We start from the raw sequence: 14,918 nt of genomic DNA, 5'->3' as shown, positions 1-14,918 counted from the left end.
CCAGCACCACCGTCGGATCAGGCGGGCCGCCTCGACCTCTGCGGTCGGCGACCCCGGTCGGCTACCGCTGCGACCACCGCTGGTTCGCCGCCGCGGTGCAGGTCCAGAGGATCACCGTGGTGCCGTTGGCCGTCGCGTTGTTGTTGACGTCCAGGCAGAGCCCGGTCTGCGCGTTGCTGATCGTGCCGTTGGAGTTGACCGCCCATTGCTGGTTGGTCCCGCCGTTGCAGTCCCAGATCTGCACCTTGGCGCCGGCTGCGGCGTTCGACGGCGCGTCCAGGCACTTGCCCAGGGCCTGCAGGGTCTGGCCGCTCCTGGTCCAGCGCTGGTTGGCGGCGCCGTTGCAGTCCCAGATGACCGGCTGCGTGCCGTTCGTCGTGTTGCTGTTCGGCACATCGAGGCAGCGGCCGGAGGAGGCGCTGGCGTACGCGCTCGACGTGGTCGGCGGCGGCGTCGTCGGAGGAGTCGTTCCGCCACCGCTGACCCGGTAGACCACCGTGCCGTGCGCGGGGACGCTGGCGCTGATGGTCCCGCTGCTGGTGCTGGTGCCGCCGGTCCACGCGTCGACCAGGGTGAACGACGAGCCGGACTTGCCGATGGCCGCTGCCGTGGTCGAGATCGTCGTCGTCGAGCCGCCCTGGTTGAGGAGGGCGACGGCGACGTCACCGTTGGCGAGCCGCTTGGCCAACACCCGACGCGTGCCGTCGAACGACACCTGCGTCCCCTGCAACCCGAGCGAGTCCTGGTTGATCGCGATCAGGTTGGCGTTCTTGAGGATGGTCTGCGTGGCGGCGTTCATGTTCCGCACGTCGTTGCCGGCGATCAGCGGAGAAGCCATGATCGCCCACATGGCGAAGTGGCTGCGCATCTCCGTGTCGTTCATGCCGCCGCGACCGACCTCCATCATGTCGGGGTCGTTGAACCCACCCGGGCGCGCGTAGGACGCCAGCGGAACGGTCACGTTGATGATGTTCTGGATGCCCATCGGGTACCCGTTGCTCTGGCCGGTGTCCCACGCGTTGGTGATGTCCTCGGTGGTTCGCCACATGTTCGCCACGTCGCCCCAGTTGCGCTGCGGGCCGGTCTTGGCGTGGATGCTGTTCGAGTTGATGCTGTAGACGATCGGTCGGCCGGTGGCGGCCAGCGCGTCACGCATCTTGGCGAAGGTGGTCACCTGGTCGTTGATGCTGCCCTCCGGCGAGCACCAGTCGTACTTGAGGAAGTCGACACCCCAGGCGGCGAACTGGCGCGCGTCCTGCACCTCGTGGCCGCGGCTGCCGGTCGCGCCGGGGTAGGAGCCGAAGTACTGGGCACAGGTCTTGTCGACCGGCACCTGGTAGAGGCCGAACTTCAGGTTCCGGGCGTGCAGGTAATCGCCGAGCGCCTTCATTCCGCTGGGGAACCGGGTGGGGTCGCCCTGGATGTTGCCGGAGCTGTCCCGGTTGGGGTTGAACCAGCAGTCGTCGACCACGACGTAGTTGTAGCCCAGGTCCCGCATGCCGCTGCTGACGATCGCATCAGCCGTCTGCCGGATCAGTGCCTCGTTGATGTTGCAGCCGAACGAGTTCCATGAATTCCAACCCATGGGGGGCGTACGCGCCACGCCGTTGTCGAGTGCCTGCGCCGCCGGGGCGCGGAGGCCGACGAGGGTGCCGGCGAGCAGTATTCCGGCCGCCAGTACGCTCCCCCAGCGACGACCTCGGGTATTGCGGTTCATCGAGCCTCCTGTCAGTGACGCCCGCCCGTGATTACGATCTCTGGTCGGTACGCCGATAGTTGGGTGGCAATTTTTGTTAGCGTTAACAGAGACGCCCATCATGTTACGGCGACATTTCACGAGGTTCAATACCTTCACCGCTCCGCATCGCTCGACATCGATTGGTTACACTCTGCAACCCATCGAGTCACGTCTTATCAGACGAGGAAGGCGGAAATTCGCGCACGCTGGCGCGGCCCCATACGCACTGCGGTGGGACTGCTCCCCGCACTACGCGGGGCGACCTGCGGTTGCTCCGAGGGTCAGCGGCGAGGTGGAGCGACGCTCTCGCGGGCGACCAGAGCGGGGGCGATGGTCTGCCGCAGCGCTCCGCCGGTGCCCGACTCGATCTGCGACAGCAGCATCTGCAGGCTCGCTCGCGCCACCGCGTCGAAGTCCGGTCGGACGGTGGTCAGCGGCGGAATGAAGTACGCCGCCTCCGGCACGTCGTCGAAGCCGACCACGCTGATCTCGTGCGGCACCTGTCGGCCGAACTCGTGCAGCGCCCGCAGCACGCCCAGCGCGAGATGGTCGTTGGCCGTGAAGACGGCGGTGACCTCCGGCATCCGCGCCAACATCTGCCCGCACCGGTAACCCGACGCCGCGGACCAGTCCCCCGGCATCGGCGGCGGCGGATCCAGCCCGGCGGCCAGCAACGCCTGCCTCCAACCGTCGATCCGACCCACGCTGTCGAACCAGTCGGTCGGCCCGGAGACGTGCCAGACGGTGCGGTGCCCGGCGTCGAGCAGATGTTGCGTCGCCGCCCGGGCGCCCGCCACCTGGTCGACGGTCACCAACGGCACCGGCCGACTCGGGTCACCGTCGACCGTGACCAGCGGGACATCCTTGGGCAGGCGCTCCAGCGCCTCACCGGCCGACTCGACCGGGGCGATGACCACGATGCCGGCGACCCGGTGCGACAGGTGCCGCTCCACGGCGGCCGAGATGGAGCGGTGGTCCAGGTTGCGCACGCTGCCGACGCTGACCGCGAAGCCCTCTTCGGCGGCGGTCTGCTCCAGCGCGGCCAGCAGCGATGCCGGACCGTAGAGCGTCGTGTTCTGCGCGACCACACCGATGACCTGCGATCGACCGGTCACCAGGGCGCGTGCCGCACCGTTGGGACGGTAGCCGAGTTCGGCGATCGCCGCGCGTACCCGAAGCCGGGTCTGCTCACGGACGTTGGGGTGCCCGTTGAGCACCCGCGACACCGTCTGATGGGAGACACCGGCGAGACGAGCAACGTCCGTCATCGCGGGACCGTGGACGGCCATTTCGCTCCCCCCGCTACATCTCCGGCCCGCGGCCCGTCGACGTCGACTGGAGCGGTCCGGCCCGATCCCCCTCGCTCAGTCACCACGCCGGTGCTGAATCCCAGGTGACCAGCGCTGGATCGCCGACAGTCTACGCCAGCAACGACCCCGGACACGGCATGGCTGTGCGGGGACCGCCCGACGCGCCGAAGCCGTACAACGCGGTGCCGTCCGGAATCCCGCACCAACCGGTACGGGACATGGTCCTTGTGTGGTGCGCCGGCCTGTTCCTCGCTCCTGGACAGGGCGCGGACAGGCCGGCGAGGACCTGACGCGGTGGTGCGGGCAACGCATGCCGCCAGGCCTGCGTTGCCCGCACCACCGGTCAGAGCGATCGTCGTGTGATCGGTGTCACGGGGTGGTCAGGTCGAACCGCCGCACGGTGACCGCGCCACCGAGCGCCTGCGTCGCGTGGTTGAACATGGCAAACCGGTAGCCCATGAAGAACTGCCAGTTGTTCGCCAGTGTCAGGGCGTTGCCGAACGAGGTGAAGTTCACCCCGTCCGTGCTGTACGAGAAGCGTGCCTGTCGGCCGGAACCTGGTCTGATGTCGGCGTTGGCGCGCAACCAGATCCGGCCACCGGAGACGGCGGTGCTCGCCACCTCGCTGCCGGTACTTGTGGTGTTCCAGCTGCCGTCCATCGTCAGACCGTTCTGCATGACCAGCCGGGTGGAGCCGTTGTCGCGTCGGATTCCGATCCAGGCCGACGAGTTGCGCAGCACCGCCAGGCCGGTGCGGTCGCCGTCGCGCATGGTGGAGTAGTCCAACTCGATGGTCGCGGTCGAGGTGGGACCCTGGATGCGGTGGGTCAGCGTGTTACGCGCCTTGTACAGGTCACCGGTGACGGTGGCGGTCTGCAGGTTCAGGCCGTTGTTGACCGACCACTTGCTGTTGTCCGGGTTGTGGTTCCACTCCCACTGCGGGCCGAGCGTGGTGCCGGCGAACGTGTCGGTGCCGGTGAGCGGCTTGACCGCCCGGGGCGGGGCGGGCAGATTCGGCTTCGGGTACGAACTGCCCCACGCGCCGTTGACCGTCTGCAGCACGGGCCACCCGTCGCCGGTCCAGGTGATCGGGGCCAGGGCAGGCATCCGACCACCGGGGTACGCGTCGACGAAGGACATGTAGTACCAGTCCCCGTTCTGGGTCTGCACCAGCCCACCCTGGTGCGGCACACCGCCACCGGAGATCGGGCCGGGCAGGTTGAGCAGCACCTGACGCTGCTCGTACGGGCCGAACGGGCCGTTCGTCGACTTCAGCACGTACTGGCCGTTGGCCGGGCGGGTGAGCCAGATGTAGTACGCGCCGTTGCGCTTGTAGAAGCGGGCGCCCTCCAGCGTCCCGATGCTCGACGGCGTCTGGTACACCTGCTGGGCACGAACCTGGGACTTCCCGTCCGCGGAGAGCTGCGCCACGCTGATGGTGCCGTTGCCGTACGCGACGTACGGGGTGTCGTTGTCGTCGAACAGCAGGCCGGCGTCGTAGTAGCAGTTGGGGATTGTGGCGTGCTTGCTCCACGTGCTGTCGACGGCGGACGCGGTGTAGATGTGGGTCTGCGCGAAGTCGATGCACCCGGCCCAGTAGTACTGCCTGTTGCTCGGCCGGTAGTTCAACGTCGACGCCCAGATCCCGTCGACGTACGCGTTACCGCCGCTCATGTCATACTTCGACCCGAAGTCGAGTCGGGGTACGGCGTGACCCGCGAACTCCCAGTTCACCAGGTCGTACGAGCGCAGGACCGGCGCGCCGGGCGAGTAGTGCATGGTGGACGACGTCAGGTAGTAGACGTTGTCGACCCGGATGATGTCGACGTCGGCGAAGTCCTGCCAGATGGCCGGGTTCGAGAACGTACCGTTCGACGGGGGCGGCGTGGTGGGGGGCGGCGTCGTGGGGTCCGTCCCGCCGTCGACGCGGACGAACTGCCACTGCTGGTTGGTGCCATTCCAGTCGTCGTACTGCACGATGTTGCCACCGTCGGCGGTCGAGGCGCCCTGCACCTCCATCACCTTGTTGCTGTTCCGGTTGATCAACCGGACGTAGCCACCGTCGGAGTCGGCAAGCCGGAACTGCTGGTTGGTGCCGTTGGTGTCGCTCCACTGCACGATGCTGCCGCCGTTGGCGGTCGAGAAGCCCGAGACGTCCAGCACCTTGCCGGAGAGCCGCGACTTCACCCGGTAGTACCCACCACCGGAGTCGACGAACTGCCACTGCTGCTGGTTGCCGTTGTTGCGGGTCCACTGGGTGATCCGCGCGCCGTCGTTCGTCGCCAGGTTGTAGACGTCCAGCGCCTTGCCGCTGTTGCGGTTCACCAACACGTACCACGCATTGGTGTCGACAGTCGCCGCTGACGCGGGCGACGAGGCGACGGCTGAGGCCGCGCCACCGACCACCAGCGCCATCGCGGCGACAGCAAGTCTCGACAGCCACCCGCGCCGACGGGGCGCACCCCGGGAAACCCGACCGATGGAAAGCATGATCCTCCTCTGCTGGCGCGAACCGAGCGATCTGGGTCGGCGTCCGCGGCACCGGGCGGGGCGCCGATCTGACCGAGCCCGGCCATGTGATCGCTAACACCGCCAGCCCGACCGCGACGGCGGCGAGATGCCGAAACCGGGAGAGGTGGGGAGCGCGCGTGGCCGGACAGCCAAAGACATCGACCATCTTGGCTATAGACTGTGAGCGATAACATGCTGTTAGTCAAGCCGTAACACAGCCGCCTCGCGTCGCTGCCAGGACCACACGCGAACGGGTGGTCCACCCAGCCCGCAGGCAGGGATGGACCACCCGTGTCGAGGGGGGCCGTCAGGCCGCGCTGATCAGAAGCCGCGAGCCAGTCGGTGGTAGGCCTGGTTCCAGCGCAGCTCGTCGGCGAAGCGGCGAGGCTCCGTGGCGGCGTCGATGACGACCAGCTCGGTGCGGCTCATCTCCGCCAGGTCGTGCAGCTCCTCCACGCCCACCGCCTGCGACAGGACGGTGTGGTGCGGGGCGCCCGCGGTGATCCACGACTCGGCCGAGACCGGCAGGTCGGGGCGCGGACGCCAGACGGCACGGGCAACCGGCAGCCGGCGCAGTGGTTGCGGCGGGGCCACCACGTCGATCTCGTTGGCCACGAGCCGGAAGCGCTCCCCCATGTCGGCCAGCCCGAGCACCACGGCCGGACCGGCCGCGGCGTCGAACACCAACCGGACCGGGTCCTCCCGGCCACCGATGCTCAGCGGATGGATCTCCACATTGGGTACGTCGGAGGCGATGGTCGGGCAGACCTCCAGCATGTGGGCGCCCAGCACCAACTCGTTGCCCGGGGTGAGGTCGTAGGTGTAATCCTCCATGAACGACGTGCCGCCGCTCACGCCCACCGACATCGCCTTGAGGGTGCGGACCAGGACCGAGGTCTTCCAGTCGCCCTCACCGCCGAAGCCGTAGCCGTCCGCCATCAGCCGCTGCACGGCGATGCCCGGAAGCTGACGCAGCCCACCGAGGTCCTCGAAGTTCGTCGTGAAGGCCCGGAAACCACCGGCGTCCAGGAAGGCGCGCATGCCCAGCTCCAGGCGCGCGGCGTACCGCAGCGAGTCGTGCTGCTCGCCGCCGGGCAGCAGCGCGCCGACGATGCGGTAGGTGTCCTCGTACTCCTTGACCAGGTCGTCCACCTGCGCGTCGGTGACCTCGCCGACCACCTCGACCAGGTCGTTGACCCCGTAGGTGTTGACCGAGACCCCGAACCGCAGCTCGGCCTCGACCTTGTCGCCCTCGGTCACCGCGACGTCGCGCATGTTGTCACCGAAACGGGCCAGGCGCAGCGACCGCATCGCCGACCAGCCCAGCGCGGCGCGGGCCCACGCCCCGACCCGACTGGTCACCCGCGGGTCACTGACGTGCCCGGCCACCGTCTTGCGGGCCACGCCGAGACGCGTCTGGATGTACCCGAACTCGCGGTCGCCGTGGGCGGCCTGGTTCAGGTTCATGAAGTCCATGTCGATGTCGTTCCACGGCAGCAGAACGTTGGCCTGGGTGTGCAGGTGCAGCAGCGGTGTCTGCAACGCGTCCAGACCGGAGATCCACATCTTGGCCGGCGAGAACGTGTGCATCCAGGCGATGACCCCGACGGCACCCTGAGCGGCGGCGTCCCGGCAGACCTGCAGAATCTCACCGCTGTTGGTCAGGACGGGCTTCCAGACCACGCGGGCGGGAATCTGCGGCGAGTCGTCGAGCGCGGCCGCGATCTGGCGAGACTGCTCGGCCACCTGGCGGAGCGTCTCCTCGCCGTACATGCCTTGGCTGCCGGTGAGGAACCAGATCTCGGGTTCGGTGTGTGGTGCCATGGAGTTGCCTTCCGCGAGAGGGGCGGTCACTTGTAACGGATTCCGATGAGGCGCTGAAGCAGGATGAACGCGAAGAGCAGACCGCCAATCACGATCTTGGTCCACCAGGAGTTGAGGCTCCCGTCGAAGGTGATGAGAGTCTGGATCACGCCGAGGACCAGCACGCCGAGCACCGTGCCGAAGACGTAACCCGCGCCGCCGGTGAGCACAGTGCCACCGATGACGACGGCGGCAATGACGTCCAGCTCCATCCCCACGGCGATCAGCGGCGCGCCGGAGAGGGTGTAGAAGGACAGCAGGATCCCACCGATGGCCGAGCACAGACCACTGATCGTGTAGACGGCGATCCGGGTCCGCCCCACCGGCAGGCCCATCAGCAGCGCCGACTGCGGGTTGCCGCCGATGGCGTACACGTTACGTCCCAGCCGGGTGTAGGCCAGCACGTACGCGGCGATGACGACCACCACGAAGGCGATCAGCACGCTGATCGACACGAAGTTGCCCCGCGGGTCCCCGATCCGCTCCTGCGACATCGAGGTCCAGAACCCGTCGGTGATCGGGATCGACGCGCCGGAGATGAAGGTGCACATGCCCCGGGCGAAGAACATCCCGGCGAGCGTCACGATGAACGGCTGGATCTCGAAGAAGTGGATGACGCAGCCCATCAACAGGCCGAGCGTCGGACCGATGAGCAGGGCGATGACCAGCACCAGCGCCGCCGGCATGCCGTCCTGCAGCAGCGCGGCCGACACCATCGCCGTCATCGCGACCACCGAACCGACCGACAGGTCGATGCCCCCGGTGAGGATCACGAAGGTCATGCCCACCGCGACGACGAGCAGGAAGCCGTTGTCGATGAAGACGTTGAAGATGACCTGGACGTTGGAGAACGCCGTGTACTGCGAGACGCCGATGCCGTACATCACCAGCAGCAGGGCGAGCGTCGCCAGGACCGGTATCTGCTTCCTCGGCAGCCGGAACCGGTTACGACCGGCGGTAAGCGTTCCAGTGGTCATGCCGGCACCTGCTCCTTCGGCTTGTCGGCGATGGTGGCGGGCGGCGGGACGTTGCGCCTACGTCGGCTGAACCGGGCGCGGAAGGCCGGCGCCTGGATGAGGCAGACGGCGATGACGACGACCGCCTTGAACAGCAGCGAGGTCTGCGGCGAGATGTCCATGGCGTACACCGTGGTGGTCAGGGTCTGGATGATCAGCGCGCCGATGATCGTGCCACTCAGGAAGAACCGGCCGCCCGCGAGGGACGTACCGCCGATGACGACAGCGAGGATCGCGTCCAGCTCGACCCAGAGGCCGGCGGCGTTGCCGTCGGCGCTGGAGACGTTCGCCGTCATCATGAAACCGGCGACCGCGGCACACGCGGCGCTGATCACGTACGCCAGGAAGATGACCCGGCCGGACCGGATGCCGGCGAGCCGGCTGGCCATGGCGTTGCCGCCCACCGACTCGATGATCATGCCGAGTGCGGTGCGACGGGTGAACGCGGCGACGAGCAGGGCCGCGGCGAGCGCGATGAAGATGGCCAGCGGCAGCGTCAACGCGTGGCCCAGGCCGATCGCCCGGTACGGCTCGGAGTTGATGGTGATGATCTGGCCCTCGGTGATCAGCTGGGCGAGACCTCGGCCGGCGACCATCAGGATCAGGGTGGCGATGATCGGTTGGATCCCGATCACGGCCACCAGCACCCCGTTCCAGGCGCCGAGCACGAGCGCGACGCCCATCGCCATCGCGAGGGCGGTCACCACCACGCCAAGGCTGTTCTGGTCGGGCTGCTTGCTGATGTACATGCAGGCGATCGCGCCGCTGATCGCGCAGAGCGAGCCCACCGACAGGTCGATGCCGCCGGTGGAGATGACCAGGGTCATGCCCAGCGCGACGAGGATCAGCGGTGCGCTCAGCCGAAGGATGTCGACCGGCGTGCCGTACAGGTGCCCGTCCTTGAGCTCGACGGACAGGAACCCGGGCCGGTAGATCGTGTTCGCGGCGAGCATGACGAACAGCACGGCGGCGGGCCAGAACAGCCGGTGACCGATCATCGTCCGATAGCGGCTCATGGTGTCGTTCATCGGTCTGCCTCCTCCCGGTGGGATCCGCTGGCGATGGTCTGCATGACGCGGTCGGCGTCCAGGCTCTCGTCGTTGGCGAGCTGCGCGACCATCTGCCGGTCCCGCATGACGGCCACCTTGTGGCTGAGGCGCAGCACCTCCTCCAGCTCGGCGGAGATGAACAGCACCGCCATGCCCCCGTCGGACAGCTGCGTCACGAGCTTCTGGATTTCGGTCTTCGCGCCGATGTCGATGCCCCGGGTCGGCTCGTCGAGGATCAGCAGTCGCGGCTCGGTGATCAGCCACCGGGCCAGCAACACCTTCTGCTGGTTGCCGCCGGAGAGGTTGCGGACCGGCACCTCCGGGTCGGCGGGCCGGATGTTGAGGGCCTTGACGTACTTGTCGACCAGCTCGTCCTGGCGGCGACGCGGAATGGGCCGCAGCCAGCCACGGGCCGCCTGCATCGCGAGGATCATGTTCTCCCGGACCGAGAGGTCCGCGACGATCCCCTCGGCCCGGCGGTTCTCCGAACAGAAGCCCACGCCGTGGGCGATGGCCTGCGCGGGGGTGCGCAGGCTGCTCGCCGTGCCGTCGATCGCCACCTGGCCGCCGTCGGTCCGGTCGGCGCCGAACAACAATCGCGCGACCTCGGTACGCCCCGAGCCCAGCAGGCCGGCCAGGCCCACCACCTCGCCAGCGTGGATGGTGAGGCTGAACGGCTCGACCGCTCCCGCCCGACCGAAGTTCGACACCGCCACCAGGGGGGTGCCCTCCTCCATCGCGGCCAGGTCCCGCCGGGAGTGTTCCTCGATGCCCTCCAGGACGTCGAGCTCCTTGCCGATCATCTTCTCGACCAGGGAGAGCTGGGGCAGCTCGGTGGTGAGGTACTCGCCGACGAGCCCGCCGTTGCGCAGCACGGTGATCCGGTCGGCGATCTCGTAGACCTGGTCGAGGAAGTGGGTCACGAACAGGATCGCGATGCCCTCGTCGCGCAGTTGCCGCATGATGCGGAACAGCTGTGCCACCTCGCCGGCGTCGAGGCTGGACGTCGGTTCGTCCAGGATCAGCACCCGGGCCTTGATGTCGATGGCGCGGGCGATGGCGACCATCTGCTGGATCGCGAGCGAGTACGAGCCGAGTGGCGCACTGACGTCGAGGTCGAGGTCGAGGCGGGAGAGCAGGTCTCGGGCCCGGCGGCGGACCTCACCCCAGCGGACGGCGCCGAAGATCCGGGGCTCCCGGCCGATGAAGATGTTCTCCGCCACCGAGAGGTTGGTGCAGAGATTGACTTCCTGGAAAACGGTGCTCACACCGGCGGCGGTCGCCTGCATCGGGCCGGTGAACGACACGGCCTCGCCATCGAGGGTGATCGCGCCCTCATCGGTGTCGTAGACGCCGGTGAGCACCTTGATGAGGGTGGACTTGCCGGCGCCGTTCTCGCCCATCAGGGCGTGCACCTCGCCGGGGAAGAGCCGGAAGTTGACGTCGTGGAGTGCGCGCACCCCGGGGAAGGACTTGCTGATCCCGGTCATCGTCAGGACCGGACGGCTATCCGTCATCCCATCAGACCTCTTCTGGGTTCTCGACACGGAAGGGCCGCTACGCTCCCGCCACGCCCGCCCGGTCGTCCGTGGGGGACGCTCGGGCGGGCGTGGTACGGGGGTCGTCGCGGGCCAAGCCCGGTCCGTTTCGGGTAGGGAAGCGACGCGGCGGGGCCGCCACGCGAACGCGGCGACCCCGTCGTCGATCAGTACTTGCGGTTGGGCAGAGCTTCCTTGGCCTGCTCGGTCGTGAAGGTGGTCTCCTCGGTCTCGATCCGAGCAGGCACCGTCTCGCCGGCCTTGACCTTCTTGGCCAGGTCCATCAGCTGCGGGCCGAGCAGCGGGCTGCACTCCGCGATGAAGTTGAACTTCCCGTCGGCGAGAGCCTGCATGCCGTCCTTGACGGCGTCGACGGTGATGATGGTGATGTCCTTGCCGGGCACCTTGCCGGCGGCGGTGATCGCCTCGAGCGCGCCCAGGCCCATGTCGTCGTTGTGCGCGAACAACACGTCGATCTGCTTGTTGGCCTTGAGGAACTGCTCCATGACCTGCTTGCCGCCGGCCCGGGTGAAGTCACCCGGCTGGGAGGCGATGATCTTCAGGTTCGGGTTGGCGGCGATCGCCTCGCCGAAGCCCTTCTTGCGATCGTTCGCCGGCGCCGCACCGGTGTTGCCCTGCAGCTCGACGATGTTCACCGGGCCCGAGGCGGTCTTCTTCTGCTCGACCAGCCACTCACCGGCGAGCCGGCCCTCCTTGACGAAGTCCGAGCCGAGGAAGGTCTTGTAGAGCGACTTGTCGGCCGAGTCCACCGAGCGGTCGGTCAGGATGACCGGGATGCCGGCGTCCTTGGCCTCCTTGAGCACGGTGTCCCACCCGGACTCCACCACCGGCGAGAAGGCGATCACGTCGACCTTCTGCTGGATGTAGTTGCGGATCGCCTTGATCTGGTTTTCCTGCTTCTGCTGCGCGTCGTCGAACTTCAGCTCGATGCCGGCCGCGGTCGCGGACTCCTTGATCGAGGTGGTGTTCGCGGTACGCCAACCGCTCTCCGCACCGACCTGGGAGAAGCCCATCGTGATCTTGCCATCGTCCTTGGACCCGCCGCCGCCGGTGTCACTGTTGCCACAGGCCGCCACGCCGCCGACCAGCAGCACGCTGGCGAGGACTGCGGCAGCGCGCCACCGAACGGACTGCGTTCGCATCTTTCCCATCGAATCTCCTTGGCTGGATGTGGTGGGTAACCGCGCCGACCGCAGAGGTGCGAGAAGCGGCGTACGCGGGTGGTGCGTGCTGGTGCGTCGTGGTGCAGACCGACGGGTCCCGGGTCTTCGGTGCAGGGTCAGGAACCCGCCGGTGCGACTGGTTGTTGGCCGTAGACGTTCTGGTAGCGGTCGTAGAGCGAGTCGATGTCGGCCTGCGCCATCGGGACCGGCTGCCCGAGGGTGTGGGCCAGGTGCGCGGTACGCGCCACGTCCTCGCACATGACCGCTGCCTTGACCGCCGCGCGGGCGTCGCGGCCGATGGTGAACACGCCGTGGTTGCGCATCAGCACCGCCGGCGAGCGGTGCCCGGCGAGGGTGGCGACGATGCCCTTGCCGATGTCGTCACCGCCGATCAGCGCGAACGGACCGATCGGGATCTCCCCACCGAACTCGTCGGCCTGGGCGGTGAGGTGGCAGGGGATCGACTCCCCACACGCGGCCCACGCGGTCGCGTACGAGCTGTGCGTGTGCACGACCCCACCGACCTCGGGCATGGCCCGGTAGACGTAGGCGTGGGCGGCGGTGTCGCTGGACGGGGCGAAGTCGCCCTCGACGAGAACGCCGTCGAGGTCGCACACCACCATCGTGGCCGCGGTGAGGTCGTCGTAGCTCACCCCACTCGGCTTGATCACCATCAGGTCCTGGCCGGGTACCCGCGCGGAGACGTTGCCGGACGTCCAGGCGACCAGGTTGTACCGGGTCAGCTCGGCGTGCAGGCGGGCCACTGTCTCGCGCAGCTCGGCGATCTGTCGGGTCACCTCGGCGTTCACGCCACCACCTCCAACGGGGCATCGTGGGTGGTCGTGGCGGTCTCGACCGCCGCGTTGCGGATCGCCCGCAGGCGGAGCATGACGTCGTTGCCGCCACGACCGAAGTGGTCGTGCAGCGTCCGGTACTCGGCGTAGAGGGCGTCGTAGGCGCGGGCCCGCTCGGGGTCCGGACGGTAGACGGCCTCGTGCACCCGACCCATGGCCTGCGACGCCTCGTGGATCGAGGGGAACTCACCGGCGGCGACGGCGGCGTGGATCGCCGAGCCCAGCGCCGGCCCCTGCGCCGAGGCGATGATGTTCAGCGGTCGCCTGGTCACGTCGGCGTAGATCTGCATCAGCAGCGCGTTGTTGGTCAGACCACCGGCGATCACCAGGTCGTTCACCGGGACTCCGGCGTCGACGAACGCCTCGATGATCATCCGGGTGCCGTACGCGGTGGACTCCAGCAGGGCCCGGTAGATGTCCGCCGGCCGGGTGGCCAGGGTCATGCCGACGATCATCCCGCTGAGGTCGTGGTTGACCAGCAGGGAACGGTTGCCGTTCCACCAGTCCAACGCGATCAGGCCGTGCGCGCCGACGGGCTGACTCGCGGCCAGCTCGGTGAGGCGAACGTGTGAGTCGACGCCGGCCGGGGCGGCGTGCTCGACGAACCAGCCGAAGATGTCGCCGACACCGCTCTGCCCGGCCTCGTAACCCCACGCGCCGGGGCTGATGCCCCCATCAACCACACCGCACATGCCGGCCACTTCGGCGACCTCCGCGCCGTTGACGACGTGACAGGTCGAGGTGCCCATGATGGCGACCAGCCGACCGGGCTGCACCGCCTGCGCGGACGCCGCGGTGACGTGCGCGTCGACGTTGCCGACGGCCACCGCGATCCCCTCCGGCAGGCCGGTCCAGGCGGCGGCCTGGGCGGTGAGCGCGCCGGCCCGGGCACCGAGGGGCAGCAACGGGCCGTCGAGCTTGGCCACGAAGTCGCCGAAGTTGGGGTTGAGAGCGGTCAGGAAGCCCTCGGAGGGGTAGTGACCGTCCTGCAGGATGCCCTTGTAGCCGGCCGTGCAGACGTTGCGGGTCTCGGTGCCGCAGAGCTGCCAGACGATCCAGTCGGCGGCCTCGATGAAGCGCTCGGCCCGGTCGTAGACCTCCGGGTCCTCCTCCAGGAGCTGCAGGCCCTTGGCGTACTGCCACTCGGCGGAGATCTTGCCGCCGTACCGGCCGATCCACGACTCGGCCCGCTCGTGAGCGAGCGCGTTGATCCGGTCGGCGTGCGGCTGCGCGGCGTGGTGCTTCCACAGCTTCACCCAGGCGTGCGGTCGGTCGCGCAGCTCGGGCGTCTCGCACAGCGGGGTGCCGTCGGCGAGCGTCGGCAGCACGGTGCAGGCGGTGAAGTCGATGCCGATGCCGACCACCGCCGCCGGGTCCACCCCCGCGGCGGACAGTGCCGCCGGGACGGCGTACCTCAGCACGTCGCGGTAGTCCTGCGGGTTCTGCAGGGCCCAGTCCGGGGGCAGCGTTCGGCCTCCCGGAAGGGCCGTACTGATCACGCCATCGCCGTACTCGTGCACCGCGGTCCCCAACTCGGCACCATCGCCGACACGGACCACCAGAGCTCGCCCGGACAGGGTGCCATAGTCGACACCGACGACGTAGCGGTCGTCAGCTCCGTCCACACGGTTCATGTTCACCTCCACCGTTAACGGGGATAGTGTTAACGCTCACATCCAGCCTCGTCAAGACATCTACCCGCAACAGCTCCGTAACGGAACGCGAAAGGCGGGCCGACTCGGGAGGTAGATAGCGAACCGGCACAGAACCACCATTTCGCCCTCAACTGCGGCAGCCATCTGACGATTGGGGCCCGCGCCGGGTACGAGCGCTGCCCGGAGAGCCGCCAACAGGG

At 68.4% G+C, this 14,918-nt stretch carries 10 protein-coding genes; all 10 read right to left on the bottom strand.

Annotated elements, in window-relative coordinates; genetic code table 11:
• Nucleotides 1-61: 61 nt before the first annotated feature.
• A complete protein-coding gene (locus ACGF3C_RS11760) occupies nt 62-1,717 on the bottom strand; it encodes a glycoside hydrolase family 27 protein (RefSeq protein ID WP_393221195.1) in 1,656 nt (551 codons plus the stop codon).
• Between the two features lie 302 nt (nt 1,718-2,019).
• Complete coding sequence (locus ACGF3C_RS11755) at nt 2,020-3,006, bottom strand: LacI family DNA-binding transcriptional regulator (protein ID WP_357205456.1); 987 nt, start codon at nt 3,004-3,006, stop codon at nt 2,020-2,022.
• A 411-nt stretch (nt 3,007-3,417) separates the two neighbouring features.
• Entirely contained in the window at nt 3,418-5,538 is a 2,121-nt protein-coding gene (locus ACGF3C_RS11750; protein WP_357228474.1) for a family 43 glycosylhydrolase, read from the bottom strand.
• Between the two features lie 342 nt (nt 5,539-5,880).
• Nucleotides 5,881-7,383, bottom strand: a complete 1,503-nt coding sequence (gene araA, locus ACGF3C_RS11745; protein ID WP_355006876.1) for an L-arabinose isomerase — start codon at nt 7,381-7,383, stop codon at nt 5,881-5,883.
• Between the two features lie 26 nt (nt 7,384-7,409).
• A complete protein-coding gene (yjfF, locus tag ACGF3C_RS11740) occupies nt 7,410-8,399 on the bottom strand; it encodes a galactofuranose ABC transporter, permease protein YjfF (RefSeq protein WP_393221191.1) in 990 nt (329 codons plus the stop codon).
• Entirely contained in the window at nt 8,396-9,466 is a 1,071-nt protein-coding gene (locus ACGF3C_RS11735; RefSeq protein ID WP_357228470.1) for an ABC transporter permease, read from the bottom strand. The genes yjfF and ACGF3C_RS11735 overlap by 4 nt, the downstream gene beginning before the upstream one ends.
• Nucleotides 9,463-11,004 carry a sugar ABC transporter ATP-binding protein gene (locus tag ACGF3C_RS11730; RefSeq protein WP_393221187.1) on the bottom strand — a complete coding sequence of 514 codons (1,542 nt, stop codon included), beginning with the start codon at nt 11,002-11,004 and terminating at the stop codon, nt 9,463-9,465. Before ACGF3C_RS11730 ends, ACGF3C_RS11735 begins: the two co-directional genes overlap by 4 nt.
• Nucleotides 11,005-11,192: 188 nt before the next feature.
• Nucleotides 11,193-12,197: an ABC transporter substrate-binding protein gene (locus tag ACGF3C_RS11725; RefSeq protein ID WP_393221184.1), complete on the bottom strand. Its 1,005-nt coding sequence runs from the start codon at nt 12,195-12,197 to the stop codon at nt 11,193-11,195.
• A 128-nt stretch (nt 12,198-12,325) separates the two neighbouring features.
• Complete coding sequence (locus tag ACGF3C_RS11720) at nt 12,326-13,018, bottom strand: L-ribulose-5-phosphate 4-epimerase (RefSeq protein WP_238686382.1); 693 nt, start codon at nt 13,016-13,018, stop codon at nt 12,326-12,328.
• On the bottom strand, nt 13,015-14,697 hold the full coding sequence (araB, locus tag ACGF3C_RS11715; RefSeq protein WP_357228463.1) for a ribulokinase: 1,683 nt from the start codon (nt 14,695-14,697) through the stop codon (nt 13,015-13,017). Before araB ends, ACGF3C_RS11720 begins: the two co-directional genes overlap by 4 nt.
• Between the last annotated feature and the right edge of the window lie 221 nt (nt 14,698-14,918).

This window comes from Micromonospora sp. NPDC047762, assembly GCF_043204655.1.
Lineage (GTDB): Bacteria > Actinomycetota > Actinomycetes > Mycobacteriales > Micromonosporaceae > Micromonospora.
The sequence above is the reverse complement of the archived record's forward strand: the minus strand, read 5'-3'. Positions and strand labels throughout refer to the sequence as shown.